The sequence below is a fragment of the Gammaproteobacteria bacterium genome, from assembly GCA_019748175.1.
In the GTDB taxonomy this organism is placed as follows: domain Bacteria; phylum Pseudomonadota; class Gammaproteobacteria; order JAIEPX01; family JAIEPX01; genus JAIEPX01.
The window spans coordinates 163,443-186,732 of the sequence record JAIEPX010000012.1 but is presented as its reverse complement, the minus strand read 5'-3'; the positions used below and the strand labels follow the sequence as shown (position 1 = coordinate 186,732).

General features: G+C 37.9%; 27 protein-coding genes. 17 read left to right on the top strand and 10 right to left on the bottom strand.

The features are described 5' to 3' along the window. Nucleotides 1-356: 356 nt before the first annotated feature. The 3 genes from K2X50_07015 to K2X50_07005 all read right to left on the bottom strand — a co-directional run bounded on the left by K2X50_07015 (nt 357) and on the right by K2X50_07005 (nt 3,504). Nucleotides 357-1,208: a hypothetical protein gene (locus tag K2X50_07015; protein ID MBX9586993.1), complete on the bottom strand. Its 852-nt coding sequence runs from the start codon at nt 1,206-1,208 to the stop codon at nt 357-359. A 10-nt stretch (nt 1,209-1,218) separates the two neighbouring features. Then, nucleotides 1,219-2,643: a M48 family metalloprotease gene (locus K2X50_07010; protein ID MBX9586992.1), complete on the bottom strand. Its 1,425-nt coding sequence runs from the start codon at nt 2,641-2,643 to the stop codon at nt 1,219-1,221. 165 nt (nt 2,644-2,808) lie between these two features. Then, nucleotides 2,809-3,504, bottom strand: coding sequence for a L,D-transpeptidase (locus tag K2X50_07005; protein ID MBX9586991.1), 696 nt, complete (start codon nt 3,502-3,504; stop codon nt 2,809-2,811). A 293-nt stretch (nt 3,505-3,797) separates the two neighbouring features. On the opposite strand from K2X50_07005, the gene ribD reads away from it, so the two are divergent. The 4 genes from ribD to ribH all read left to right on the top strand — a co-directional run bounded on the left by ribD (nt 3,798) and on the right by ribH (nt 7,298). Continuing rightward, nucleotides 3,798-4,916: a bifunctional diaminohydroxyphosphoribosylaminopyrimidine deaminase/5-amino-6-(5-phosphoribosylamino)uracil reductase RibD gene (gene ribD, locus K2X50_07000; protein MBX9586990.1), complete on the top strand. Its 1,119-nt coding sequence runs from the start codon at nt 3,798-3,800 to the stop codon at nt 4,914-4,916. An 89-nt stretch (nt 4,917-5,005) separates the two neighbouring features. Then, entirely contained in the window at nt 5,006-5,605 is a 600-nt protein-coding gene (locus tag K2X50_06995) for a riboflavin synthase (GenBank protein MBX9586989.1), read from the top strand. Continuing rightward, the gene (gene ribA, locus K2X50_06990; protein MBX9586988.1) at nt 5,602-6,825 is read left to right on the top strand and encodes a GTP cyclohydrolase II; all 1,224 of its coding nucleotides are present in this window, start codon (nt 5,602-5,604) and stop codon (nt 6,823-6,825) included. The genes K2X50_06995 and ribA overlap by 4 nt, the downstream gene beginning before the upstream one ends. After that, a complete protein-coding gene (gene ribH, locus K2X50_06985; GenBank protein MBX9586987.1) occupies nt 6,822-7,298 on the top strand; it encodes a 6,7-dimethyl-8-ribityllumazine synthase in 477 nt (158 codons plus the stop codon). Before ribA ends, ribH begins: the two co-directional genes overlap by 4 nt. Before the next feature lie 154 nt (nt 7,299-7,452). On the opposite strand, the gene K2X50_06980 is transcribed toward ribH, so the two are convergent. Further along, a complete protein-coding gene (locus K2X50_06980; protein ID MBX9586986.1) occupies nt 7,453-7,686 on the bottom strand; it encodes a hypothetical protein in 234 nt (77 codons plus the stop codon). Nucleotides 7,687-7,860: 174 nt separating this feature from the next. Here K2X50_06980 and K2X50_06975 point away from each other — a divergent pair, with 174 nt between their 5' ends. The 5 genes from K2X50_06975 (at nt 7,861) to K2X50_06955 (ending at nt 12,218) form a co-directional block, all read left to right on the top strand. Beyond that, nucleotides 7,861-8,673 carry a type IV toxin-antitoxin system AbiEi family antitoxin gene (locus tag K2X50_06975; GenBank protein ID MBX9586985.1) on the top strand — a complete coding sequence of 271 codons (813 nt, stop codon included), beginning with the start codon at nt 7,861-7,863 and terminating at the stop codon, nt 8,671-8,673. Continuing rightward, nucleotides 8,670-9,500, top strand: coding sequence for a nucleotidyl transferase AbiEii/AbiGii toxin family protein (locus K2X50_06970; GenBank protein ID MBX9586984.1), 831 nt, complete (start codon nt 8,670-8,672; stop codon nt 9,498-9,500). The genes K2X50_06975 and K2X50_06970 overlap by 4 nt, the downstream gene beginning before the upstream one ends. A gap of 335 nt (nt 9,501-9,835) precedes the next feature. After that, on the top strand, nt 9,836-10,642 hold the full coding sequence (locus K2X50_06965) for a hypothetical protein (GenBank protein MBX9586983.1): 807 nt from the start codon (nt 9,836-9,838) through the stop codon (nt 10,640-10,642). 9 nt (nt 10,643-10,651) lie between these two features. Next, nucleotides 10,652-11,080, top strand: a complete 429-nt coding sequence (locus K2X50_06960; protein ID MBX9586982.1) for a hypothetical protein — start codon at nt 10,652-10,654, stop codon at nt 11,078-11,080. 157 nt (nt 11,081-11,237) lie between these two features. Next, nucleotides 11,238-12,218, top strand: a complete 981-nt coding sequence (locus K2X50_06955; GenBank protein MBX9586981.1) for a DUF4917 family protein — start codon at nt 11,238-11,240, stop codon at nt 12,216-12,218. A 9-nt stretch (nt 12,219-12,227) separates the two neighbouring features. Here the strand turns inward: K2X50_06955 and K2X50_06950 are convergent, their stop codons facing one another. Together K2X50_06950 and K2X50_06945 are read right to left on the bottom strand one after the other, a co-directional pair. Continuing rightward, the gene (locus tag K2X50_06950; GenBank protein ID MBX9586980.1) at nt 12,228-12,698 is read right to left on the bottom strand and encodes a peroxiredoxin; all 471 of its coding nucleotides are present in this window, start codon (nt 12,696-12,698) and stop codon (nt 12,228-12,230) included. A gap of 38 nt (nt 12,699-12,736) precedes the next feature. Continuing rightward, complete coding sequence (locus K2X50_06945; GenBank protein ID MBX9586979.1) at nt 12,737-13,258, bottom strand: hypothetical protein; 522 nt, start codon at nt 13,256-13,258, stop codon at nt 12,737-12,739. Between the two features lie 117 nt (nt 13,259-13,375). Here K2X50_06945 and dapA point away from each other — a divergent pair, with 117 nt between their 5' ends. Further along, on the top strand, nt 13,376-14,275 hold the full coding sequence (dapA, locus tag K2X50_06940; GenBank protein ID MBX9586978.1) for a 4-hydroxy-tetrahydrodipicolinate synthase: 900 nt from the start codon (nt 13,376-13,378) through the stop codon (nt 14,273-14,275). Nucleotides 14,276-14,321: 46 nt separating this feature from the next. Then, nucleotides 14,322-14,594, top strand: coding sequence for a hypothetical protein (locus K2X50_06935; protein ID MBX9586977.1), 273 nt, complete (start codon nt 14,322-14,324; stop codon nt 14,592-14,594). Here K2X50_06935 and K2X50_06930 read toward each other — a convergent pair. Together K2X50_06930 and K2X50_06925 are read right to left on the bottom strand one after the other, a co-directional pair. Beyond that, entirely contained in the window at nt 14,591-14,857 is a 267-nt protein-coding gene (locus K2X50_06930) for a BolA family transcriptional regulator (GenBank protein MBX9586976.1), read from the bottom strand. The two genes, K2X50_06935 and K2X50_06930, sit on opposite strands and share 4 nt — an antisense overlap. Then, nucleotides 14,857-15,423 carry a septation protein A gene (locus tag K2X50_06925; GenBank protein MBX9586975.1) on the bottom strand — a complete coding sequence of 189 codons (567 nt, stop codon included), beginning with the start codon at nt 15,421-15,423 and terminating at the stop codon, nt 14,857-14,859. Before K2X50_06925 ends, K2X50_06930 begins: the two co-directional genes overlap by 1 nt. A gap of 486 nt (nt 15,424-15,909) precedes the next feature. On the opposite strand from K2X50_06925, the gene K2X50_06920 reads away from it, so the two are divergent. Then, nucleotides 15,910-16,518: a threonylcarbamoyl-AMP synthase gene (locus K2X50_06920; GenBank protein MBX9586974.1), complete on the top strand. Its 609-nt coding sequence runs from the start codon at nt 15,910-15,912 to the stop codon at nt 16,516-16,518. Between the two features lie 13 nt (nt 16,519-16,531). Here the strand turns inward: K2X50_06920 and K2X50_06915 are convergent, their stop codons facing one another. Together K2X50_06915 and K2X50_06910 are read right to left on the bottom strand one after the other, a co-directional pair. After that, nucleotides 16,532-17,059, bottom strand: a complete 528-nt coding sequence (locus K2X50_06915) for a type II toxin-antitoxin system YhaV family toxin (protein ID MBX9586973.1) — start codon at nt 17,057-17,059, stop codon at nt 16,532-16,534. Nucleotides 17,060-17,061: 2 nt separating this feature from the next. Further along, complete coding sequence (locus K2X50_06910) at nt 17,062-17,382, bottom strand: type II toxin-antitoxin system PrlF family antitoxin (GenBank protein MBX9586972.1); 321 nt, start codon at nt 17,380-17,382, stop codon at nt 17,062-17,064. Nucleotides 17,383-17,641: 259 nt separating this feature from the next. Between K2X50_06910 and K2X50_06905 the strand changes: the two genes are divergently transcribed. The 5 genes from K2X50_06905 to K2X50_06885 all read left to right on the top strand — a co-directional run bounded on the left by K2X50_06905 (nt 17,642) and on the right by K2X50_06885 (nt 22,914). Then, complete coding sequence (locus K2X50_06905; protein MBX9586971.1) at nt 17,642-18,274, top strand: hypothetical protein; 633 nt, start codon at nt 17,642-17,644, stop codon at nt 18,272-18,274. A gap of 156 nt (nt 18,275-18,430) precedes the next feature. Then, nucleotides 18,431-19,486, top strand: coding sequence for a hypothetical protein (locus tag K2X50_06900; protein ID MBX9586970.1), 1,056 nt, complete (start codon nt 18,431-18,433; stop codon nt 19,484-19,486). A gap of 81 nt (nt 19,487-19,567) precedes the next feature. Next, nucleotides 19,568-19,924, top strand: coding sequence for a hypothetical protein (locus K2X50_06895; GenBank protein MBX9586969.1), 357 nt, complete (start codon nt 19,568-19,570; stop codon nt 19,922-19,924). Between the two features lie 80 nt (nt 19,925-20,004). Beyond that, on the top strand, nt 20,005-20,541 hold the full coding sequence (locus K2X50_06890; protein MBX9586968.1) for a hypothetical protein: 537 nt from the start codon (nt 20,005-20,007) through the stop codon (nt 20,539-20,541). Nucleotides 20,542-20,703: 162 nt separating this feature from the next. Continuing rightward, a complete protein-coding gene (locus K2X50_06885; protein MBX9586967.1) occupies nt 20,704-22,914 on the top strand; it encodes a hypothetical protein in 2,211 nt (736 codons plus the stop codon). Nucleotides 22,915-23,290 lie beyond the last annotated feature (376 nt).

Sequence of the window (23,290 nt, the reverse complement as noted above, 5' to 3'; positions counted from 1 at the left end):
ATTTCCTATGATTACGCAGTTACTGTTTTCAGTATGCTAAGCTATAGTGATACAAAAAGTTAAGAGTAATAGGAATGAAATAAGTATAGAGGGGTGAAGGAGAGATGTCTATGGGGGCGCGATAGGAGAAATTTGGGGTCGCGTCTTGATTTGTGATAGGTTTTACTGTTTCGGTGATTTTAAATAGGAAATTGATAATCAGAATTATTAGGATAATATAATAATTACTAGAATAGTAAACTATAATTAAATTAGTAATTTTTTAGTAGTGAATTAAATCAAAAATTGAGATTATTTAGTTTAATAAAATTATCAAATTTGCAAAACCTGTCACAACTCAAAACGCGATGCCATCATCAGAGAATAATTCCTGATCCTATAGAAGATTTTTGTGATTTTTCTTTTTCTTCAATTGCAAGGCAGTGTTTATAGATCTCTAAGGCTTGAATAATGAATGGTATGTTTCCTTTATGGCTATCGAGTATGCTTTTTCTTAGGCAAGATTCACGTGATGACGAGGTTGTGCACTTTTTTAAGTCTTCGAGAAGAACTTGAACCTTTCTGCTAGTCTCTGGAAAATTTCCTGTCCAATTATTGTCATAAACCAGAGCTGGCATCCTTTTTACATCAGTGCAGTGTGCTTCACAGGACCGCTCAAACATCCGGACTTGGTCGAATCGGCCGCCTTCTTCAAGTGAATCGTTTCGGAAGGGATTATCTTCGGGTAATTTCATCTTAAGTCTATTCTGAGCATTTAACCTTGAAAGCATTGCCAAATGAGGCCGTTGAGGTGTCAATAATTTGATTTCATTATCAATAGATCGAATTAATACAACCCCTGTTTTTGTTTTCCGTATATCATGAGTACCTTTTGAATTTTTTATAGCTGGAAAATGCTTTTTAAGATAATTTGATATTGCGTTTCCCATTGAGTCAAGATGATCAGCATGAGCGATAATATCAATTGTATATTTACCCTGCATTTTTGCAGAAAATGTCTTAATGAAATCAAGATCTGTAATATCATCAACATGTGCCAGGATAATATTTGAGTTATCATCAATAAATAACACAGCGCAACAGCCCATTAAGCCAAGTGTCATAAGATCAGTATTAGGATTTTTTTTGCAGTTAAGAACAGCTATTTCACCTTGAACAACATGGATGATTGTTCTGCCTGTGTTTTGAGAGGGTTGATCTTTTTGCATGTTGGGACTCCTATTTAGGGTATTGTGGATTTAACATCAGTTCATTTTTGATATACGCTTTTTCAGAATCACTGGCATATTTTAAAGCCTGCTGGGATTGCAGACGTGCGCGTTTAGGTTGATCGGTGATTTGATAAATTCGGGCTCGTGTAAGATAAGCGCGACTCGTTAAACCATTTTTTGCTTGGGCTTGTGCGAGTGCTTCTAGAATGTCAACGTTATTCCTTGATTGTTCTTGCGTGAAATTTGTCAGTAATTGCAATGCTTTTTGAGAGTGATTTTGTTGCATAAGAATTTCGGCATAGTTGAGTACTAAAGGAGAAAAGTCGCGGTCAAGATTGTAACTTTTTTCTAATAATTGTTCGGCAGTGGAAAGATGCTGTTGTTCTCGATAAATATCGGCTAGAGCGATAGAAAATAAACTATTTTGCGGATGTTGTTGATGCAAAGAACGCAAAATATTTTCGGCTTCGGTTAATTTTCTTCCACGAAATAATAATATTCCTTTACCATATTGTTTAGCTAAATAATCGGGAGAATTTGCTTTCAGCGCATTCAAGGAAAAGATTTTAAATTTAGCAGGATTGTAGGAACCGCTCAGTGCTAATAAACGCATTTGCATTAATTTAAAATTTAAAGAAGGTTCATGGTGAATAGGAGAAAGTTCATCGGCTCTCGCTTTTGCATCAGCAATGCGCTCTTCATTAACGGGATGAGTACGCAAATAAGAAAAACGTCCGTCTAAAATATCAATTTGTTGTTTGGACATGCGAGACAAAAATTTTGGCATGGCTTGTGGATCAAATTGGCTTTTATGTAGGACTTGTATACCAATTCGATCAGCTTCACGTTCGTTATCACGCGAATAGCCTAATTGATTTTCGAGGGAGAGCGTTTGTGCGGCCATTAACCCGCCCATCGCAGCATCACCTTGATGCGTTGCTGTCCCAACAATGAGTGCGGCTGCAATTGTTGCAAGTGCAGTCACTGTGCTGCCTCGGGCTTTTTCTATTGCGCGTGCGAAATGATGTTGACTGACGTGCGTAATTTCATGCGCTAAAACGCCTGCTAATTCATCTTCATTTTTTGCAAGTAAAATTGTTCCAGAGTTAATACCAATGTGTGCACCTGGACCTGCAAAAGCATTAATGTCGCCTGAATCTATGATGAAAAAATGAAACTGTTTTTGCTGAGCAGTCGAGTTAGAGACCAGTTTTTTGCCGAGTGAATTGATGTAGTTATTGATAATCGGATCTTGAATGATGGGAACCGATTCGCGCACATCTTTCATAAATAACACTGAAAGTTCTTTTTCTTCACTGGCTGGTAGTGAGGCATAACTAGAGTTACCTAAATCCGGCAATGCGTAGGCAAAGCTCAGCGTTGAGACTGCAAAAAGAATCATGACTAAAGAACGTGTGATGATTGATTTCATTCGGAGAAGTGTACCAGTAATTTATTTTGGCGTCGCGTCTTGAGTTGGATGGGAAGGGGTCAGATCTAAGATTGACACATTCTGTACTTCACAAATACGATTGCTATTTTAGCCTTATAAGAATGTATCAATCTTAGATCTGACCCCTTCCCCGCAACGCCGTTGTTAGTAAGGTCTTACAATCACTGTTGTGCCTATCCCTATAACGTTTTCTTGGAGCCAGCGTGCGGCAGATGGTTCAACGCGGATGCAGCCGTGGCTTGCATTGTGGTTTGGAACATCATAAGACCCGTGAATTGCAAACCCACCATGGAAAAACATGCAGTAGGGCATCGGTGCGCCACCTCGGCCTATAGGGAATTTAGTAGACACGCATCCAGGGCCCCCCATCGAATAAACACGAAAAGTTCCAGAAGGTGTTTTGCATCGACGTTTGGTATCGGGACAATATCCCTTGCCACCAGAGGCTTTACCAGATCCTACCAATTCGCCGCTGCTATTATAGGCCATCCAACGATGACGGTTTGGATCAAAAATGAAAAGACTTCGACCATTGGTTTCACGGTATTCTGGGGTGTTGTATGCGTAGTGTTGATAGCGCGCATCAAAGTAGGTGTTGTTGTCATTTTGATCTTCGTCATCGTATTCGTCATTATCTTGATCATTGTATGCGTACACATTGCGTGTTTGAACATTTGATTGATCGTTGTTGGCTCGAGATAGATTAATGCTATCTTGATTCTTAATCAGTGAACCTTGATCGTCATCAGTGCCAACAGTCGATTCAGTTTTGGCATTGACATTTAAAAATGGAATAAAGCAAAAGATCAAACTTACTAGTAGTACCTTTCTCAGCTTCATGACACACCTCCTCATTATTTAACTTCTTGAGTGATGTCCTATCTTATAGAGGCGCAAATTCCGTTTGCATAACATACCTATGTACATTATAGCGTATGTTGAGAATTCTGCTTGCCAACTCGACGGTCCTAATAAAACTACGCATATTCGGGTACATTGTGAGAACATTGTGTTTAGCCTGTAGTTGAGGTAAAATCATCAGCAGTTCCCAGTTAATAGGGCAAATAGAAATCATTTGCATTCAAGGTGTTAGAACAGCTTCATTTCAGCGAAAGTATTATAGAGAGGAATAGGTGTTGCAGGACAATCTTACGTATTTGTTGAAAGCGCTAGCGTTGGCTTCTACACGTAGGGGATTTTGTGCGCCAAATCCTGCAGTTGGTGCAGTGATTGTGAAGAACGATGAGATTGTAGCCGAAGGTGTGCATTATGCCTGCGGAGAGCCTCATGCTGAAATTATGGCGCTTCGCGAATTTAAGGGCGATCTTTCTGACGCTACATTATATGTCACTCTAGAGCCCTGCTGTCATACAGGTAGAACACCACCTTGTACAGACGCCATCATTGCATCGGGCCTTCAGCGGGTTGTTTACAGCTATCAAGATCCTAATCCCATTGTTGCCAGCCAGGGGCATCAGCGTTTGGTGGCGGCAGGTATTGATACTGAGCACGTCGCCTGTTCTGAGATTGACCAGTTTTATCGTAGCTATTGTTATTGGCAAGATTCTCAGCGACCTTGGGTTACCGCAAAAATTGCCATGAGTCTGGATGGAAAAATCGCTGGGCCAGCTGGAGAGAGAATTTCGATTACGGGTACAGCATTAAAGCAACAAACGTATGCTTATCGTTTGCGGTGTGATGCGATTTTGACAACGGCAAAAACAATTAGTCATGACAACCCATTGCTCAATATTATTATAAATAAAGATGATAAAAATCATAATGTTGCCGATTTTATTAAAAGCAACAATTTAAGTTTGAGCAAACGGTTATATATTCTCGACAGCCATTTGAACTTAACAAGTGATTTTCAGATTTGGAAAAATGATCAGCCTATTACTGTATTTTATTCTTCAAAAAATAGTGGCAAACTACCTGATGATTTACTTGAACGTGGTGTACGTTTCATATCGGTTGATGAGCTAGAGGGTTTGCTGGATCTAGAACAAATTATGGGTGTTATTGGCAGTGATGGCGTTCATGATTTATGGGTCGAAGCAGGCGGCCGTTTACTGAGGTCTTTAATAGAGACGAATGCTATTCATAAACTCTTAGTTTATTGTGCACCTAAATGGTTAGGCGATCAGGCTCAATCAGCGTTTAATGAGGGAATATACACGTTTGATCAATTTGCTCTTAAGCAATGGCATGTTATTGGCGAGGAGGCTATCCTGGAAATGTCTTGTGAATAAAAATCATTTATATCATAATGTTATGTTATTTTGTTAATGCTTTGTACTGATTGCTCTTTTGCATTTTTACTTAGGTTGAGGTGAGGCTCATGTTTACAGGTATGGTTCATCATTTTGGCACGATTGAAGAAGTCGTTCCTACCGCCAAAGGTCGTCGTTTAACCATTCAATCTCAGTTCCATGATATAGCGTTGGGAGAAAGCATCGCGGTTGATGGTGTTTGCTTGACAGCCATTGAGACTAAAGACGGACGATTCAGTGTTGAATTATCACCAGAAACGCTGGCGGTCACTACATTCGGTAATTGTGTCGTAGGATCAACGGTGAATCTTGAACAATCCTTGCGAGTCGGAGATCGACTGGGAGGGCATTTCGTCACTGGTCACGTAGATGCCATAGCCACCGTCGCCCAAATTGAAGAACAAGGAGAATTTTTGTGGGTACGATTTGCCTGCTGTGAATCCGATCCTGGTCTCGATTTTTTAGTAGAAAAGGGCAGTGTGGCCGTTAATGGTGTAAGCTTAACAATCAATACATTAACGGATGTTGGGTTTACTGTTATGCTGATTCCACATACCTTAGAAGTCACTAATTTATCGTTGATGAAAGTCGGTTCATGTGTAAACATCGAATACGACATGCTTGCAAAATTAGTTGTGAAAGCCAATCGTAAAGGGGCAACTGTATGAATAATAGACTAGAACTTGTCAATGAAGCCATGGCAGCATTGCGCCAAGGTCGTATGATTATTTTATCGGATGACGAAAATCGTGAAAACGAAGGCGATATGATTTTGCCAGCAGAACATGTCACTCCTGAAAAAATTAATTTCATGATACAACATGGCGGATTAGTGTGTTTAGCTATGACTGAATATGACAGTCAGCGTTTACAACTTCCATTAATGCCTAGAAGGCAAGCCAGTACATCCACAACGCCGCATTTTATGACGTCTTTTGGTGCTATTCAGGGGGTTCATACAGGAATTTCAGCGGCAGATAGAGCAACCACTATTTCGCGCGCGTGTGATCCTTCGAGTACGCCTCAAGATTTTATTACACCAGGTCATGTTTTTCCTTTATTAGCCAATGAAAAAGGGGTATTTGGTCGCCAAGGTCATACCGAAGGCAGCGTAGATTTATTACGGTTAGCGGGCTTACGTCCAATGGGTGTTATTTGTGAAGTGATGAATCCTGACGGCACTATGGCTAGTGGTGACGATTTAAAGGCGTTTGCAAAAAAACATAAATGTCCCATCATTTCAGTTGCGGATATTATTTATTACAGAATGTACCATGACCGTTTAGTGCGTGAAGTGGCAAAAGCTAAATTACCTATCCGTAATCGCGGTGCGTTTACGATTAAAACGTTTGAAAGTTTGGTCGATGGTGCTGAACATATTGCACTCATTAAAGAGTCCACAGATCTGAGTGAACCTTGTTTGGTTCGCATTCATTCGGAATGTTTAACGGGTGATTTATTAGGTTCTGCTCGTTGTGATTGTGGATGGCAATTAGATAAATCACTGGATCGTTTAGGCGAAGAAGGTGGGGTAATGATTTATTTACGACAAGAAGGTCGGGGCATTGGGTTAGTGAACAAAATTCGCGCCTATTCATTGCAAGATCAAGGGTTGGATACTGTAGAAGCCAATAAACGCTTGGGTTTTTCTGAAGATGCGCGAGAATACGGGATCGCGGCACAAATTTTGCGTTATTTAGGGCTCACTCAAGTGCGATTATTAACCAACAATCCGCGCAAGATTGAAGGTATTGCACAGTACGGCATTAACGTGGTACAACGCGAGTCCTTAGAGATGCCGCCCACGATAGATAATATCACTTATCTAGAAACAAAAAGGGATAAGCTGGGGCATTTATTGGCTGATAAAATGGAGGTTACTGGATGAAAATTATTAAGCCCAAAGATATCGAAGCGCCATTCCGAGTAGGAATCGTCGTCAGTCGTTATAACGAGCAAATCACTCAGCGCTTATACGAAGGTGCATTAATTCGATTAAATGAGCTTAAAATCACGTCAGATCTGATTACAGTGGCGTGGGTTCCAGGTGCCGTCGAGATTCCTATTGCTGCACAAACCATGGTCGATACCGGAGCGTTTAATGTCATCATCGTGTTTGGTTGTGTGATCAAAGGCGAAACCGATCATTATCAATATGTGTGCGAAGCTGTCACACGTGGGTGTCAACAAGTTGCTTTAGAAAATGGTGTGCCTGTTATTTTTGGTGTACTCACCACGAACACCGAATTACAAGCCCTCGATCGTGCAGGTGGCGCTAAAGGCCACGTAGGTCGTGAGTGCGTTGATACAGCATTTGAAACTTTATCAGTACTACGTCAAATTGATGAGTTGGTTTTTTAATTCAAAAAATTTGACAGTCAAAGTGAAAAAAACTGAGTTATTAGTTTTTGAGTTTAGATTGATTGAAATTCTTCTTGATTATAAGTGATAATTGTGCTTTGGGGTGGATGTTTATATACAGCCCTCAATGAAGATATCTTTCTTTGAAGTTAATTTATGTAGGATTATTCGAGAATTTTTCACGTATATCTATTGGTACATCATTAACATTAATCCATACATGGTCTTTTGGAAGAGCGTCATCATATGGAATTTTCTTAGCTTTATTTAAAACGGTATTTCCATTTTCGTCAATCGGTGCGCACCATCCCTCCCCAGATTCTTCAATTCCTCCAATGTTTAATTTAGTAATGGAGTCATCATGCTTGTTGTTACGAAATTTACTCATCTTTATTCCTCTTCAGTTACTGATATAAGTTAATTGTAGCATATAGCCTCACTGACCTCTGACTGAACTGGTGTTAGAAGTAATGGTTTGTCGCCTGCATAACTTGTTTTTATAAGGATTCATACCTATCATTGAATGGATATATTTGCAAAATATATCATAATATGTAATAATGTGAACATGAAACCTGATAATCACCGATCATTATTAAGCTATATTGAAGCTCTACAGAGTCGTGGACGATATTACTTTGAGCTTATTGAAGCTTCGAATGCCATGAACAAAAGCACAGCTGCTTTTAATCTCGCTTTACATCGGCTTGTAAAGAAAGGGAGGATCAAGCGAATACGAAGCGGATTTTATATTATTGTCCCATTCGAATATAGTTCTGTAGGCTGTCTACCTGCATCATGGTTTATCAATCCTTTCATGAGATCAATGAAACTTGATTATTATGTAGGTTTACTCAGTGCAGCAGACTATCACGGTGCAGCTCATCAGCAAGTAATGACCTTTCAGGTTATGACCAATAAGCCGATGAGACCCATAAAAATAGGAAAAGTCAGAATTGATTTTCACTATCGTAAAAATATCCCAAGTCAGCTTTTACAGTCAGTAAAAACCGAAACCGGCGAGATGATGATTTCCTCACCTGAGCTCACTGCATGCGATCTCATCAAATACATAAATTTATCAGGTCAAATTCACAATGTTGCAACTGTATTATTTGAATTACAACATAAGATCAACATTAATTCATTAATAGAATACTTGGATAATAATTTAATCAGCACTACGCATATTCAACGTTTAGGATATATATTAGAATACATAAAATCAGACCTAGATACATCCTACCTTCACAAGTGGCTTAGTCATAAAAAGGTAGAATACGTTGCACTTGCAATAGGTAGCAGATCTGAGGTGATTGAAAAAAACAATCGTTGGCATATATTAGTTAATGAAAAAGTTGAGATTGATTTATGATTTCAATAGCACACATCTTAGATTGGCAATCTTTAGCACCATGGCCAAACACACAACTTGTTGAACATGACCTAATATTGACACGCGCAATATGTGAATTATATCAAAATCCAGTTATCCAAGAAAACTTAGTCTTTAGGGGTGGAACAGCATTACACAAGTTATTTTTCAATGAAGCTGGTCGATTCAGTGAAGATCTAGATTTTGTACAACTAAAGTCTATGCCTATAGGTCAGATAATTGATGCAATTAGATCTTGTTTAGATAGCTGGTTAGGAAAGCCGAAATGGATGCAAAACCAGGGACGTTTTACGTTATATTATCAATTTGAGACAGAAGCTAAACCTGTAATTAATCGCAAAGTCAAAATTGAAATTAATACACGTGAGCATTTCAATTGTTATCCAATAATCAAGAAACCATTTTCAGTGAAATCAGAATGGTATTCTTCCAGTTTAGAAGTGACGACGTACTCAATAGAAGAACTTCTAGGAACAAAGTTGAGGGCACTTTATCAACGTAAAAAAGGAAGAGACCTTTATGATTTTTGGTATGTAACTATGCATTATCCTTCTAAAATCGATCACGAATCAATTATAAAGACTTTTCAGGAATATATGAAGTTTTCTGGTCAAATTGTAACACGTGCTGAATTTGAAAAAAATATCATGAATAAAAGTATCGATAACGTTTTTATAAATGACATATTTCCGTTGCTCGCAACTACGAATAAAGTTGAATATGACCAAGCACAAGCATTTAATAATATTATAATTGATTTTATTGCTCGCTTGCCTGGAGAGTCTTGGAAGGGAGCTGCCTCATAGCGTTTGAAGTATCGATTAACAATATTGAACATTGAGTGAGAGGAATGGGGTCAAATCTAAGATTGCTACCTTCTCAAAAAATGACTAGGTCAAGGCATGTGCAATGTCATTTTTTTTGCTGAAACAGAATTATAAGGACATCTAGTACAGAATACTCGTGTTTTTAAAATTTACTACTGTATTTGAGAAGGTAGCAATCCTAGATTTGACCCCTGCCTTCTCGATTAATGCCTATTATCTAGGTAATACGTTTTTTGTGTTGCGTGATGACTTCCCCTCTCTGCTTTCAACTAATCCATTATTCTAAGGCGAAAGGTGGTGGAAAACCATAAAATATGCTAAAATTAATTATATATATAAGCAACGGTAGGTATAATATGCAAGAAGTGATTGAACATTATGAAGGCAATGATATAGGTATTAATCATCCATTTTCCTATGAATCTTTAGCAATGGTGGATTGGGCAGATCCTGAAAGTATTGTTGAGCGTAATGGTTATCAAGCAACCGTTGATCTTGGAGTAGATAAAAATTTCGTTCGGCTAAAGAAGGCAACTGAAGGTAGTCAAAAACCAAAACTAGTTAGTATGAGAAGTACAGGTTATAAGCTTCATATGTCGATTTTTGATCCTGCCGATGATGATAAAAACCTGAGTAAAGCCTGGTCTATAGTTGTGCAAACTAGTATTGAGCACGATATAAAATTAGTGAAAATAATTAGAAATGAGTATAGGTCACAGATGAGGTCCACAGATAAATTTGGAAAAGAAATAACATGGTATGCTTTTCACAATAATTTGGATACAGGACTAATCAAAGATTTTCTTACTAGCTTAACACTTAAATTTGTTGAACATGGTATAATGCCCGGTCAAAAAGCAGTGCATGATGAAAATACAATAAATGGAAGCAATTATTTTACTTATCGTAATGATCGCAAAACCCACGAGACATATAACCCATTTAAGGATATTGTTATTGATGTAAAAAATCAGCCGCAAAGGCAAGCTTATGCTTTACACACACTTGAATCAGAGAAACCGAAAAGATTAAGCATGGAAGATAGTGCTATTAATCGAGAAATCGAGTATAATCAAACTTCAGACGACCAAGCTAAATGCTCTAAATGTTGTCATTTATGAGGAGGATTTATGAAAAAAATACAATTATCTAATCGTTATATAGATTACTTTACATTTAATGGCAGTTTGAGTATTTATACCAAAGACCAAAAAGCGTTTGATACTCTGCTCAAACGATTATGGTCATTTGCAGAAGCTGCGGATAGCGGTCTAGAAAAAGTGACTCGTGAATTTACCTATGTTTCTGATCCTGATTCTAAATCAGTTACCTTCGGACATAATGTTTCTCAGGCGGTTGTTGTACTTCATAATTACAATTTTATCACTGAACCTGAAAAAAACGAGATTTTGAAATGCATCAAAGTTGTTGATTCAGAGAAAAAAGTTTCCGGAAAATGGAAATTTGGCGAATTGCTTAGTCGTGAGCGATCTGTAAGTTTAGAAGAGACTGATGAAAAGCAACCAACAGAAACTACATCTCTTCTCATAAAAAAATAATCCTTATTCCCCCTAAATTTCTTCATTAATTACCAGTTGAATGTATCTCCACATTTGAAAGTCGACGTAGTGGATTTATGCTATAATTTAACATGTATATACAATTTAAGCTGAAATGGTGAAAATCTAATACTTACACTAGTCTGCGAGGTGTATGATGGCTATTGATATAGTAGATGAGTTTTTAAAAAGAATAGAAGGTTATGATAGTGTAATCTTGGGTAATGGTTTTGTGTTGTCCCATCCAGTTTATAATAAGATAGGGAAATGGGATTCTAATAAAGCGTTAATAATCAATAGAGACAAGATATTGCCACCCGAATTAAATAATAATAGTCCTGAGAATGATTTGGGGGATATAAGAATAAATATTCTGGAATCGATTCTGAAATATTATATGGGTATTTTTAGGCAAGAATTTAGGTTAAACGATTGTTCTGAGATAAGGGGATTTTACAACGAGTATATTAAAAATGACTATACTTGTTATAGGTTTTTATCAAAAATAAAAAAGTTATTTACATTAAATTATGACCCATTAACGTATTTTGAAGTTTTATGGATAAAAAACACTTATAATATTGTATTTGTCGATGGATTTAAAGGCGATGAGTATATAGATCAAGATTCTGTATGCGATCGTTTAAATAATGAAATTCTAAGAAGTAAAATTTATTTTTTGCATGGATCGTGGTTTATATTGATCAATTCCGCTGGGGAATTACGTAAGTTGAATTTTAGTAAAGATTCTCATGATAATATAGAATCTGTTTTTAGAGCTGATGACAGGCCCCATATTATTCTCGAGGATAGGGGCTCAATAAAAGAAACTTTACTGCAAAATAATAAGGATAAATATTTAAATTATTGCTACGATCATCTTGGGGAAATATCTGGAAAACTTTTGATCTTTGGGTGTTCTTTTGAAACAGATCATCATCTTCTAAAGGAGCTATTTTTTAACAACAATATTAATGAGTTAATAATAACATACTTCGATGCTAATGAAAAACAACAAATAAAAGATAAAATTACTTCGCTTAAAATTGATAAAAAATATGATCTTATTCAAGTTGGAGGAAATGTAATATGGGAGAGAAAAAATCAATTTAGTGATGAAGATCTTGAAAATCATTAACCCGATGAATTAATTCACAGTTGGAATTGAATCCAGAACTTCTTGAGCGTGATTTTTAATGCTGACTTTTCTCCACGACTGGATTATTTTTCCTTCAGGGTTGATGAGAAAAGTGCTGCGAATTAATCCGTCGAATAATTTTTTTCCGAACAGCGTTTTTTCGCCGATTACACCAAAATAGTGGCATAGTTCACTTTTTTCATCGGCGATAAGTGGAAAAGGGAGCTCGCATCGGGTTTTGAATTTTTCGTGTGATTTTATAGTATCTCGTGAAACCCCGATTATCTCAGCATTTTTAGCCGCAAATTCGTTGTGTAGATCTCTAAACGCTTTTGACTCAATGGTGCAGCCGGGTGTGCTGTCCTTAGGGTAAAAATACAGTACAACGAATTTTCCTTTTAATTTCTTCAAATTGATGGTGCTGCCATCCGTTGCAGGAAAATCTTGGTCAAGAACTTTTGTGGGTTCAGTTGATGTCATACTATCTCCTCCGTGTATCTCTATTGTAGAATCTATGATTATCGTCGATCAGGTTCTATGTTTCCGTCGATGTTGATCTCATCACATAAAAGTAAAAATTGATCACGTAAATCGGCAATACTTAAATTAGCAGGCACATTGATGGCCAGAGTGATTGTGGTGATCGGTGTATTATTGTAACTCATGGTATCAGATCGAACGGCATCGACAGAAATTTGTTGAGTGATAAAAAATTGAAGTGCCGTGACCAATGTGCCCGGAGCATCAACGCCAATTAATTGAGCGTTATAAGGCAAATATCCTTCTTCTGCGCTGGAAGCGGGCGGGCGGTTGCTGATAAATAATACGCCATGCTCAGATTGTAAAGCGGGTAGAGCGGATTCGAGTTTTGCAATATCGCTCCAATTGCCACCGACCATCATAATGAAACATTGCTGACCACTCATTGTGGACATGTAGCAATTCAATATGTTGCACTGATGTTGGCTGCACAAATTGGCCATTAAAAACAGAGGATTTTTAGCCTTTTCAGCAATAGCTAATAATGTTAGTACAATCATGGGGCACCTATAATTTCTTTCTGAATTGAACCGCTAAGGTTAACATAGCTGGATGGCTATAAGCTAGATTATACGATACCATTATATAATTGTGGTTTTCAAATTAGGAGAGATGGGATGTTTCATGGGAGTATTGTAGCGTTGGTCACGCCGATGAAGGTTGACGGCGCTGTAGATTTGGATGTCATGAGCCAATTGATAGAGTGGCACATTGCCTCCGGCACCAATGGTATTGTAGTGCTAGGTACAACCGGCGAATCTCCGACCATTACTCATGAGGAGCGCACTCAAGTCATTCGTCGTGCAGTAGAAACCGCCGCAGGACGTATTCCCGTTATTGCTGGTACAGGTTCCAATTCGACTCAAATCACTATCCAATATACTCAAGAAGCGATGGATTTGGGTGTTGATGCCTGTTTGTTGGTCACACCTTATTACAATAAACCGACTCAGGAAGGCTTATATTTACATTTCAAAACCGTTGCAGAAGCCGTTGCAGTCCCTCAAATATTGTATAACGTTCCCGGCAGAACCAGTTGTGATTTATTACCTGAAACCGTAGCGCGATTAAGTAAAATCTCTAATATAGTAGGCATAAAAGAAGCCAGTCCTGATCCGCAACGCCCAGCGCAACTTATGCAAGCATTGACTGAAACTGCAAATCTATCTTCCAAACCCATCATTGATATTTTCAGTGGTGATGATATTAATGCCTTAGCGTACATGAAACAGGGAGCAAAAGGTGTGATTTCAGTCACCGCAAACGTAGCCCCTCAGTTAGTGCGCGAGATGAGTGACGCGGCTTTATCAGGTAATTTAGAGAAGGCTGAAAAACTTAATCAACAATTAAATCCTTTAAATACGGATTTATTTGTTGAGACCAATCCTATTCCTACAAAATGGGCATTATCTGAAATGGGTAAAATTCCGGCGGGAATTCGTTTGCCATTAACGCAGCTGAATCATTCTAAGCAAAGTATTGTTAGGGAAGCGCTAACAAAAGTGGGTGTGCTATAATTCTGTAGGTTAATTAAGGCAATGATTACATTAGTGGAGTTTTAAGATGAATATTACACGGTTTTTAACGGTACCCTGTTTAGTGGGAACAATCATTATTACAGGCTGCAGTAGCATGAGCGAAAGTTATAAGAATTATGATCCTTCACGCCGATATCTTCGCACAGATGCGTATTTTTCTGATCCAATAGCTGTTCCTCCCTCTTTGAGTAATAATAAAATAGAAGAATATTACCCAGTACCGAGGTCATCAGGAGATATTACAGGTGGTGATAAACCTTCATTGGTTCCACCCAGTAATTCAATGGGCAGCGTTTAGTCTTTTAGAATGGTAATTCTCAGCGCGTGAATATCGGTTTCCATCAGTGTGCCTAGGGCTTGATAAATTAATCGATGCGATTCCACAAGGCTTTTATCCTTAAATTGCGGTGATTGAATCGCAAGGGCAAAATGTCCCATACCCGTGCTTGCACCCGCGTGTCCCGCATGGTGTTGACTCTCATCAATGACTTCAAGCTTTAGAGGAGAAAGTGCTTGTGTAAGACACTCTCTAATAAGTGTAATTCGATCGTTTGCGTTCATTATAATGTTCCCGTTGCAGAAGAGGGTTTAGTATCATTATCGTCTTTTAAATAGCGCATCATGTAAATACTTTGTGCTAGTGCAAACAATAAAGTCGCCCCCATCGCGCCAATTAATTTAAAGTAGACCCAAACATTGGTACTATAATGATAAGCAACATAGATATTCACAAATCCTAACACGATAAAAAATATTGCCCATGAGAAATTAAGTTTTTGCCAAACGGCATGAGGTAAAGAAACTTTTGAATCCATCAGTCGTTGCAAAAATGGTTTGCTGCCGAAAAATTGTGAGCCTATAAAAAACACACCAAAAACCCAGTAAATAACTGTTGGTTTCCATTTAACAAACAAAGGATTATGAAAAATAATTGTTGCAGAACCTAAAATAGAAATCGTTAAAAAAGTGACGACTTGCATGGTTTCAAAACGACGAAATTTAACCCAGAAACTCAACACCTGTAATCCTGATGTAACCATCGCGACCATCGTTGCAACATAAATATCGAATAAAAAATATGCGATGAAGAAAAATAAGATCGGTAAAAAATCAAATAATAATTTCATGCAGTGTTCGCCTCGTGTGATCATCGTTAATCCCCAGATATTATCACAAGGATGAACTAAGAGTAAGAGGGAATGGGGTAGTAAGAAATATAGCTAGTTTTTCAATTTGCTATGACGCTATAAGATTCATATTATCTTGAGTCGCGTAGGCGAAGAATCCGACTTTCTTGAAGGTAATGAAATACATCATTACACTTGGGGTGTTCTTAGAGAGGAGAAGTGTTTCTCCCCTCTAAGTGGTCAATTTGGACTTAGTTCAAATTGATCAACAATAACAGGAAGTAGTTTCCTGTTTTAACGGAAACTACTGGGCGCAGCGAGGGGGACCCGACCGAGCCATTTTCGGAAAGACAGTCGGAATTCTCACGCCGACTTAAAGGAAATCAAGAGACTAAGGTTTTACTTTCTTTCTCAGGAACATTTGATTCAAATCAGCTATAATTTTAATCGATCTCAATAGAGAGTAGACGACAATGGAGTAACTTTGTGACACAGGTTCTTAACATTCATCCGGATAATCCCCAACTTCGATTGGTTAGATTAGCAGCGGATTGCATACGCCAAGGGGGTGTGATTGTATATCCTACGGACTCCGCGTACGCCCTTGGTTGTCAAATAGGCGATAAGAAGGCGTTAGAGCGCATTCGTCAACTGCGAGAATTGGAAGAAGGTCACAACTTTACCTTAGTCTGCAGCGATCTATCGGAAATCGCTACATACGCCAAAGTCGACAATCCCGTTTATCGCTTTCTTAAAGCCCATACTCCCGGAGCCTTTACTTTCATTTTAGATGCCACAAACGAGGTTCCCAAGCGGTTGCAGCACCCCAAACGTAAAACCATAGGTATTCGAGTGCCCGATAATCAAGTGGCCCTGGCTCTTTTGAAAGACTTGAATGAACCGATCATGAGTGTGACCTTGATTCTTCCTGGTAGCGAAGACCCCCTATTTGATCCCGATGAAATCATTGAGCGGCTCGATAATCGGGTTGATATCATTGTCAATTCCGGATATTGCGATATTGAACCCACCACAGTTGTTGAATTAACCAGCGGCGAGGCGTCAATTATTCGGCAGGGAAAAGGTATTTTGTAATTAAATCAACAAGTTAGCTCTTTAATTCTTTAGAGCAATCATTATCCAGTCTATTTATATTTATTTTTGTTAATCGTTTCGATTCAGTTTTCGCTTCTTTAAGAAGAGAATCCCAGTCATCTGGAGGATATCCTCTTGCTAAGATTTTTTTAAATACTAGATAAGCATCTAATTTATTATTGTATGCGCGCTTAGTTTCCCCGTCATTTACCCAGGCGTAAACAATTATTTTATTTTTAAGATGGTACCTAAAAACTAATCGGTATTGCTGAAAGAATTTTGCGCGGAACCAATGTTTGTATTCTTCCCCCAGCGTTGTTCCGAGTCTATATTCTGGCTTTGATGGATCGTGAGGGATTTTTTCAAACGCAAGTTCTGTAATTGCAGCCAGTCGTTTAGTTGCATTTTTCTCTCTATATTTGACAGGATCTTTTTTCTGATATTTTTGAACTTGCTGTAATAGATCTTCGTATTGATCTAAAAACAGTGGATGTACAAATATATTCCATCCATTTACGACTAATGCCTGAGGTTTTGACAATTTTACTCATCCTCATCAGGCAAGGGTGTATCTAAATCAACTTTAACTTTAGCAACAAGTTTGCGCGCGCGATTAACTAACTCTGGGCTCAGTGCGCGAAGATGCGACGGATTTTCCTGAATATCTTTTGCAAGAAAGGATAAAAAGTCGCCAAGAATTGGATCCTCTTCAGTGGTGCGAAACATCAGCACCTTACCATTCTTTTGAACTATATAGGTGATTTTGTCGCGCTTTCCTAAATGCAAAGCAATACGGATTGGCTCAGGAATGGTGGTTTGATAGCGATCGGTCAAAGTAGACTCGACGTGCAATAATACGCTCATGTCATCTCTCCTCAAATATAATACCTCATACTATGAGTGTAATGCATTTGCATTACCTTGTCAAGGCGCCGCTTAGGCTGATTTTGACAGTCCATGTAAATGCTTTAAAAGTCCAGTGTTAGTGCCCATAATACTATAATCCATTTTATTGAGACCTAAATGAGCAAAAAAATTACGACAGTTTTTGCTTATAGCCTAGTAAATTCGATTACTGATAATCCTGCTATAATTACATTATATAACCTAATTAGGAGCTAATATGGAATTAACCTCATTGATTTCACAATTGATTTCACATGCATTATGGCCCGCTGTAGCAACAATTTTTATTTGGAAATTTCAGAGTGATATCAGCAGTCTTCTTTCGGCTTTATCTAAAAATAGTGAGCTCAATTTTCTTGGTGTTAACGTTAAACTTAAAGGGCCTTTGGATAATATACCAACTGATCAGTTAACTTCATTAGATTCACAAGGGTCGAAATACCTCGAATCATATGAGAGTCCAGTTGTGTGTGATGAGAAAAAAAACATCATGATTCAACTTAGCGGTGAGAAGTTAAAAAAGACTGCCGAAATACTCGTCTACCATTTGGCAAATTCACAAGTCAATATTAGAATGCTGTTGTTGGAGAGGATAACTTTTCCAGAGCAGGTAAAATTACTATTGTTTCTTAACAATAAATTCAAGCCCTGGCCAAGATCAGATTTGACTGTTTTTTATGATGAATGGAAAAAAAGATATCAAGGTGAAGAATATTCTTTTGACCAGTTTGTAAATTTTTTAAACTTGAATCAATTAATATCCCATAATGAGAGCAGTTATTATATCACACAGTATGGAAAGGAATTTCTTCAATTTCTTATTAAAATGGGGTCTCCTCTTCTGAGATAGTTTTGAATTATCTCAAGAAGTTGAATGGTAACTATTATTGGTCCGGGAATGGCTTGCGGTTAAACAGCGGTTGGTATGCTATAATATACGTATGTATGCGAGAAAATAAAACTCTATTATTTCCGGGCTAGATTGTAGGTAAAGTAGGGCACGTGTATGCAAAAGAAAGACGAGCAAATTTTACAACAAAGCGAACTCAGTCAGTTTACGTACAAAAAAATAGTGAAAGCACAGGGTCAGAGTTCTATACCATTCAAACACGATGATCAAAGTATCAATAAAGCGTTACGGTTTGATAGTGGGGGGTATGTCTCATTTTCGATTATACCTATCGATAAATCGGAATCATCAAAACCCTCTGCACAAGATCGAAGGGCAATGTTTCAGAATCGCGCAAAGCCCCCTCCCCGAGAGCAAGATCGCCCTCAATGGACGGTAACGCCTGCTCAGCAAAATAAAGAAACCCCGATGATGAAAGAAGCGGGCTGGAAATTTCATTTATCGATTGCTCAAAATTCTGAAAATGTAGAAAAAGCTTGGGATGTCCTTTTGCCACTATTGATTAAACACAAAGTTGGTCAGGCTAAGGTTGTGAAACCAGAGCATCCTTCAGAAGCTAGTAAAGTTATTGCAGTGTACACATTTAATGGAGGTCCAAAGTTAGATCAATGGGAGCCATTTCTCAAAGATGTTGAGTCAGCATTCAAAGACTGTAAAATTGATCCTGGCGAAAAAATATTTGAACACAAAATCGAAGGTAGTGAGTATATATATTATCGTAATGATGCTGGTTTCGATGGTAAGTATGTAGCGGATGAATATAAATTTATGTATAGAGTGGTGGACAAAATACCAATACCCGGATCAGAAATGACAAAATTAGATGCTGAGTTAAAGGAAAATCAAAATATGGTAGGTTGTATTGTAAAATTAAGGGATAGTGATACTTGTTGTCTTTATGTAAAGGATAATGATAATTGGCACGTACAGAAATTCGATGTTGGTCAGTTGAGAAATCTCGAAAATCCGAATCAGCCTCATCCGATTACTATTTCTCCAATTAATAATCGCCCAGCCTATCTTGAACTAGTTGTGCCACGGTTGAATAAAACAATACCTGATACAAATAATGTAACCAAAGAACCAAACCCCTTTAAGACTGTTGATTTTACTCAGACTCGGTCCTTGGCGACAGTAAATTTTAGCAAATAACTTGTTGAAATTTACCAAAATACTAATTATACTACCGTGTAGGTCATGCATTTATAGGTTACAACGTACGAGGGGAAGAATATGAAACATAATCTAGAAGTACTCATTTCTAAAATTGAGCTCTCTGATGACAAAGAACATTTATATTTACATACAAGAAACGATAAAGATTGTAACTGTCTCTGGACCCAACTTGCGGGACAAGCGTTAGATCACACAGAGGGGCGTCAGCCAATCTTGTATAATATGCCTGAAGATCCTCCTGAGTCTTTAGTGTTAGATATTGAAAGTGATCCTGATCAATTAATATTATTATTACATTATCTGGAAAATGATATGAAGGATCACGCATTTTTGCCCCCAGGTACTACAGAACTTATTCGAGTCCAAATAAATGAACAACCCGCTAAGCATGAAAGAAGTCTACCATTTAAATAAGAATTACATTTTAGCCTGACTGTTGTATAAACTATATTGGTGAGAAGTAGAAGAGGCTACCCCGAAAAGAGGAGATATTTATGAAGCGTGATCGTAGTGAAGATGAAAAAATAGTTGGCGCATCCAAAACAAAAGCGGCGTTTTTTCAATCTACAGCAGATATGGCAGTACAAAACGGGGTCCAAAATAATCAGCGTAATATTAATGATTTCCCGGATTTTATACAGTACTTTTTAAAAATGAACACATGTTCCGGTATCTCAGAATTTATTCCTGAAGTGATGCAAGACAATCGTTTCTGTGTCATTAATACGAATAAGCTAGTTCATCCTGTTCAATATGGTTGGGATCAGCGAGGGCGCACGTTTGTATGCCTTATGCTAAGAGGCGATTTTAACGAAAATAGAGTGCTCATTCTCCATCGTAGCTCTCAAAATGGTTGGCAATATTGTACTTGTGGCCATAATAGCATGGTTAGTCCCTTCGAATTTGATGAAAACAATTCTAGATTCGGCGATTTTCTTACGAATCCCCAAGTTTCATGCCAAGCGAAGGTAAGGGCTTTGGAGCAACTATTTCAGAACTATCGAGAACGTTTGCCAGCCCCAGACTTTTAGACTAATACCCATACTCTAAATCTTCATTCAACCTGCAATTTTTATAAATAAATAGTATTTATATGCGATATTTATTATAAATAGTGGTTTCTGCTTTCATTGTCTCTTAATCTTTATGGTCTATACTGTAAGTGTAGAACGTATGGTATGAAGGAGAGCGACATGTCCGTAGAGAAAACGATAGCTTCAGCGTTACAAAAGATGCTTGATGATTTGGCCCCCATTCTTAAAGAGCAAGGTTTCGAAGTGCAAAATGGTCAGATCTTTGATCTTTCCGAGCACGGTATCCACGATAGTAAAGGCAAAGTGCAGCACAGTGATTCACAGAAGGCCCTAACTGACCCGGTGGCCCTTAGTAATTATCGGCTCCGAGCAGGTAAGGCCATGTGGAACTTTGCGACAGTGGTCAAGAAAATTTTGGAGACAGACGGCACGTTTCAAAAAGGACGATTAGCAATAAGTCAATCGAGTTTTATTATTGCTAACATCGAATATCTCGACAAATTACACTTCGACGAATTGGGAAATCTTAAGCCAAACCAAACTGCAAGCTACGCTTCACTCGTTGTTGATCCGACCACTCATGCATTAGCTAAAACATATCATCAATTTTTAACAACGTTCATTGAAAACAAAGATGCCATCCTAAAGGAATTACCTGGTTTGGTTAGTGGTATGGTGAAATCGGCTCTTACAGAAGCAGAAAAAATAACCCAAACCCTGCACGCCCGCGAAACTGAATTTGAAAAAATGATCAAAGAATTAAAATCTTCTGCAACCAACGTTCTAGCAAGCCATCAACCCTTTTTTTTACTGACTGAGAAAATTAAACGTGAACTGGCAGAGATGGAAGGGAATCGAAAAACTTCTCCTGATCAACTTCTGGCGTTTATAAAGACGCAGCAAGAACAATTATCAAAGGCAAAAGCAGATAGAAAAACGATAGAAGATGATATAGAGACCTTGAAAGAAGCGCGAGATAGAATGGCTGCCAGATCAGCATCAGAGATTAAAATGGATACTAAGCCTATTGTTGAATATTTTGACGCTACCCTAAAAACATTGACCGACTACCTTAGTAAATTTGACGAAACCGTACAACAGCAACAAGCGCTTCTAGAAGAGCTGAAACAAAAAGAAGCAGTCATACTTTCACAAATGAAGGATGGAAAGCGTAACACTCCGGTAGGGGAACGACCAGCAGCTCTAAGAGCCGCTATAGAAGAGCTAAAACAGCAAAAGAAGATCCTCGAAGACAACCAAAGAATAGACCAGGATTTAAGTAACATACGAAATTTGTCGCCCTTAAAGTCATTTATCGATCAGGCGGCACAAATCAAATTTCCCTATCCTAAAGCTCAATTTGACAAAATGGCGAGTTTATTAAACCTTAATGATAAAGAAAAAAAGAAATTAGAAATTATCTGTGACTCCTTCGTATTACTCGATGAAGCAAAAAAACAACGACAAGAGGCTGTTCAAAAACTGATGGACCTTGCGAATAAGCGATTGGGAGCCATTGCTTCTTATTGTGATGACTATATTGGAAAACTTCGCGAGATACGTGGCGCTGAGTCTGCATCACAGACGGATATCCTGGAAGTTGAGAAGAAAATACAAGATCAATCAGAGCAACTTGATAAAACCATTCAACAGGAACTCGGTGATTATCATCGTAAATTAGAGCCGCTATTAATCTCTCTTAAAAAACTCATCCCGCTCCTCAATGAAAGCCTCAAAAAGAAGAATATCGAAGAAGCCAACAGTCTTGTGGGGGAAGCTCAACAATTAATTGTGAAGATCGATGAGTTAGGTAGCGAGTATGCCGATTGTGAGCCCAATAAACCCGATTCTGCTGATCAGAAAGAAATAGAAGTGGCGAAGTTGTGTGTTAAAGAAGGCAGTGAAAAACTCGGTAGACTGATAATGGATGAACAAAAATTTAATGAGAGGAAAAAACTATTCGATGACTATTTCAAAGATGACGGAATAGCAATGAAATACCTTGATGACAGAAAAAAACAGAATGCACTATTTGATAAGCTTCAATATCAATTTAGTTTTTTTAGAAAACCAGGAGAAAAATCAGTTGCTCAAGCCTCGGGAGATTTTATTTATAATATTGGTATAGACATTAGTAAATACGTTGATAGCGGCAAAGTAGAGCATCTTGAACCGGCTATTGCGAAAATTGCTAAGGCCCTAAAGGATAATCGCTTCCCATCTCGAAAATCTAAGGGCAAGGAAGGCGAGTCAATGAACGCTATGCTGGTAAAATTAGCCAGCTCCTTATCCAGTGAATACCTAAAAAATGCCCCAGATAAAGGCCTGCAGCCAACAGATACTGAAGTTAAGGGTAATTCTAGAATCTAGTTTAAAGTATCCACTATTAAAAAATATGATTATATAACCAAATAATAACTAGCAACCCAAATGGCACACCCAGTAACCACGCGATGAAATATCTCATAATATCCTCCTTTTGAAGAAAAAATGTAGATATAAATTTGAATTTAATTCAGATGTATATCATTACTTTCTTTACAGATCTCAAGCGAATTAAGATAAAAAGCTGTTAAGCAGTCTGATTCAATAACGTTGATTATAGATTGTTAAAATCAATGTGCTAAGGACATTTCACCTTTAGTTAGTCTTGCTGTAAGTATAGTAGGTATTTAGAAACGCATTCTTAAATGACGAAATCATAAATTTAGCAAAAATAAATAAAGTCGAAATATGCATAATTATT

Bases quoted from the DNA above. Each gene is read 5' to 3' on its own strand.
- K2X50_06980 (MBX9586986.1), bottom strand. From the start codon at position 7,686: ATGAGTAAATTTCGTAACAACAAGCATGATGACTCCATTACTAAATTA.
- dapA (MBX9586978.1), top strand. From the start codon at position 13,376: ATGTTTCATGGGAGTATTGTAGCGTTGGTCACGCCGATGAAGGTTGAC.
- K2X50_06925 (MBX9586975.1), bottom strand. From the start codon at position 15,423: ATGAAATTATTATTTGATTTTTTACCGATCTTATTTTTCTTCATCGCA.
- K2X50_06895 (MBX9586969.1), top strand. From the start codon at position 19,568: ATGAAACATAATCTAGAAGTACTCATTTCTAAAATTGAGCTCTCTGAT.
- K2X50_06950 (MBX9586980.1), bottom strand. From the start codon at position 12,698: ATGACATCAACTGAACCCACAAAAGTTCTTGACCAAGATTTTCCTGCA.
- K2X50_06965 (MBX9586983.1), top strand. From the start codon at position 9,836: ATGCTAAAATTAATTATATATATAAGCAACGGTAGGTATAATATGCAA.
- K2X50_06885 (MBX9586967.1), top strand. From the start codon at position 20,704: ATGTCCGTAGAGAAAACGATAGCTTCAGCGTTACAAAAGATGCTTGAT.
- K2X50_06960 (MBX9586982.1), top strand. From the start codon at position 10,652: ATGAAAAAAATACAATTATCTAATCGTTATATAGATTACTTTACATTT.
- K2X50_06890 (MBX9586968.1), top strand. From the start codon at position 20,005: ATGAAGCGTGATCGTAGTGAAGATGAAAAAATAGTTGGCGCATCCAAA.
- K2X50_07015 (MBX9586993.1), bottom strand. From the start codon at position 1,208: ATGCAAAAAGATCAACCCTCTCAAAACACAGGCAGAACAATCATCCAT.
- K2X50_06970 (MBX9586984.1), top strand. From the start codon at position 8,670: ATGATTTCAATAGCACACATCTTAGATTGGCAATCTTTAGCACCATGG.
- ribH (MBX9586987.1), top strand. From the start codon at position 6,822: ATGAAAATTATTAAGCCCAAAGATATCGAAGCGCCATTCCGAGTAGGA.
- K2X50_06935 (MBX9586977.1), top strand. From the start codon at position 14,322: ATGAATATTACACGGTTTTTAACGGTACCCTGTTTAGTGGGAACAATC.
- K2X50_06910 (MBX9586972.1), bottom strand. From the start codon at position 17,382: ATGAGCGTATTATTGCACGTCGAGTCTACTTTGACCGATCGCTATCAA.
- K2X50_06930 (MBX9586976.1), bottom strand. From the start codon at position 14,857: ATGAACGCAAACGATCGAATTACACTTATTAGAGAGTGTCTTACACAA.
- K2X50_06900 (MBX9586970.1), top strand. From the start codon at position 18,431: ATGCAAAAGAAAGACGAGCAAATTTTACAACAAAGCGAACTCAGTCAG.
- ribA (MBX9586988.1), top strand. From the start codon at position 5,602: ATGAATAATAGACTAGAACTTGTCAATGAAGCCATGGCAGCATTGCGC.
- K2X50_06995 (MBX9586989.1), top strand. From the start codon at position 5,006: ATGTTTACAGGTATGGTTCATCATTTTGGCACGATTGAAGAAGTCGTT.
- K2X50_07010 (MBX9586992.1), bottom strand. From the start codon at position 2,643: ATGAAATCAATCATCACACGTTCTTTAGTCATGATTCTTTTTGCAGTC.
- K2X50_06955 (MBX9586981.1), top strand. From the start codon at position 11,238: ATGGCTATTGATATAGTAGATGAGTTTTTAAAAAGAATAGAAGGTTAT.
- K2X50_06905 (MBX9586971.1), top strand. From the start codon at position 17,642: ATGGAATTAACCTCATTGATTTCACAATTGATTTCACATGCATTATGG.
- K2X50_07005 (MBX9586991.1), bottom strand. From the start codon at position 3,504: ATGAAGCTGAGAAAGGTACTACTAGTAAGTTTGATCTTTTGCTTTATT.
- K2X50_06945 (MBX9586979.1), bottom strand. From the start codon at position 13,258: ATGATTGTACTAACATTATTAGCTATTGCTGAAAAGGCTAAAAATCCT.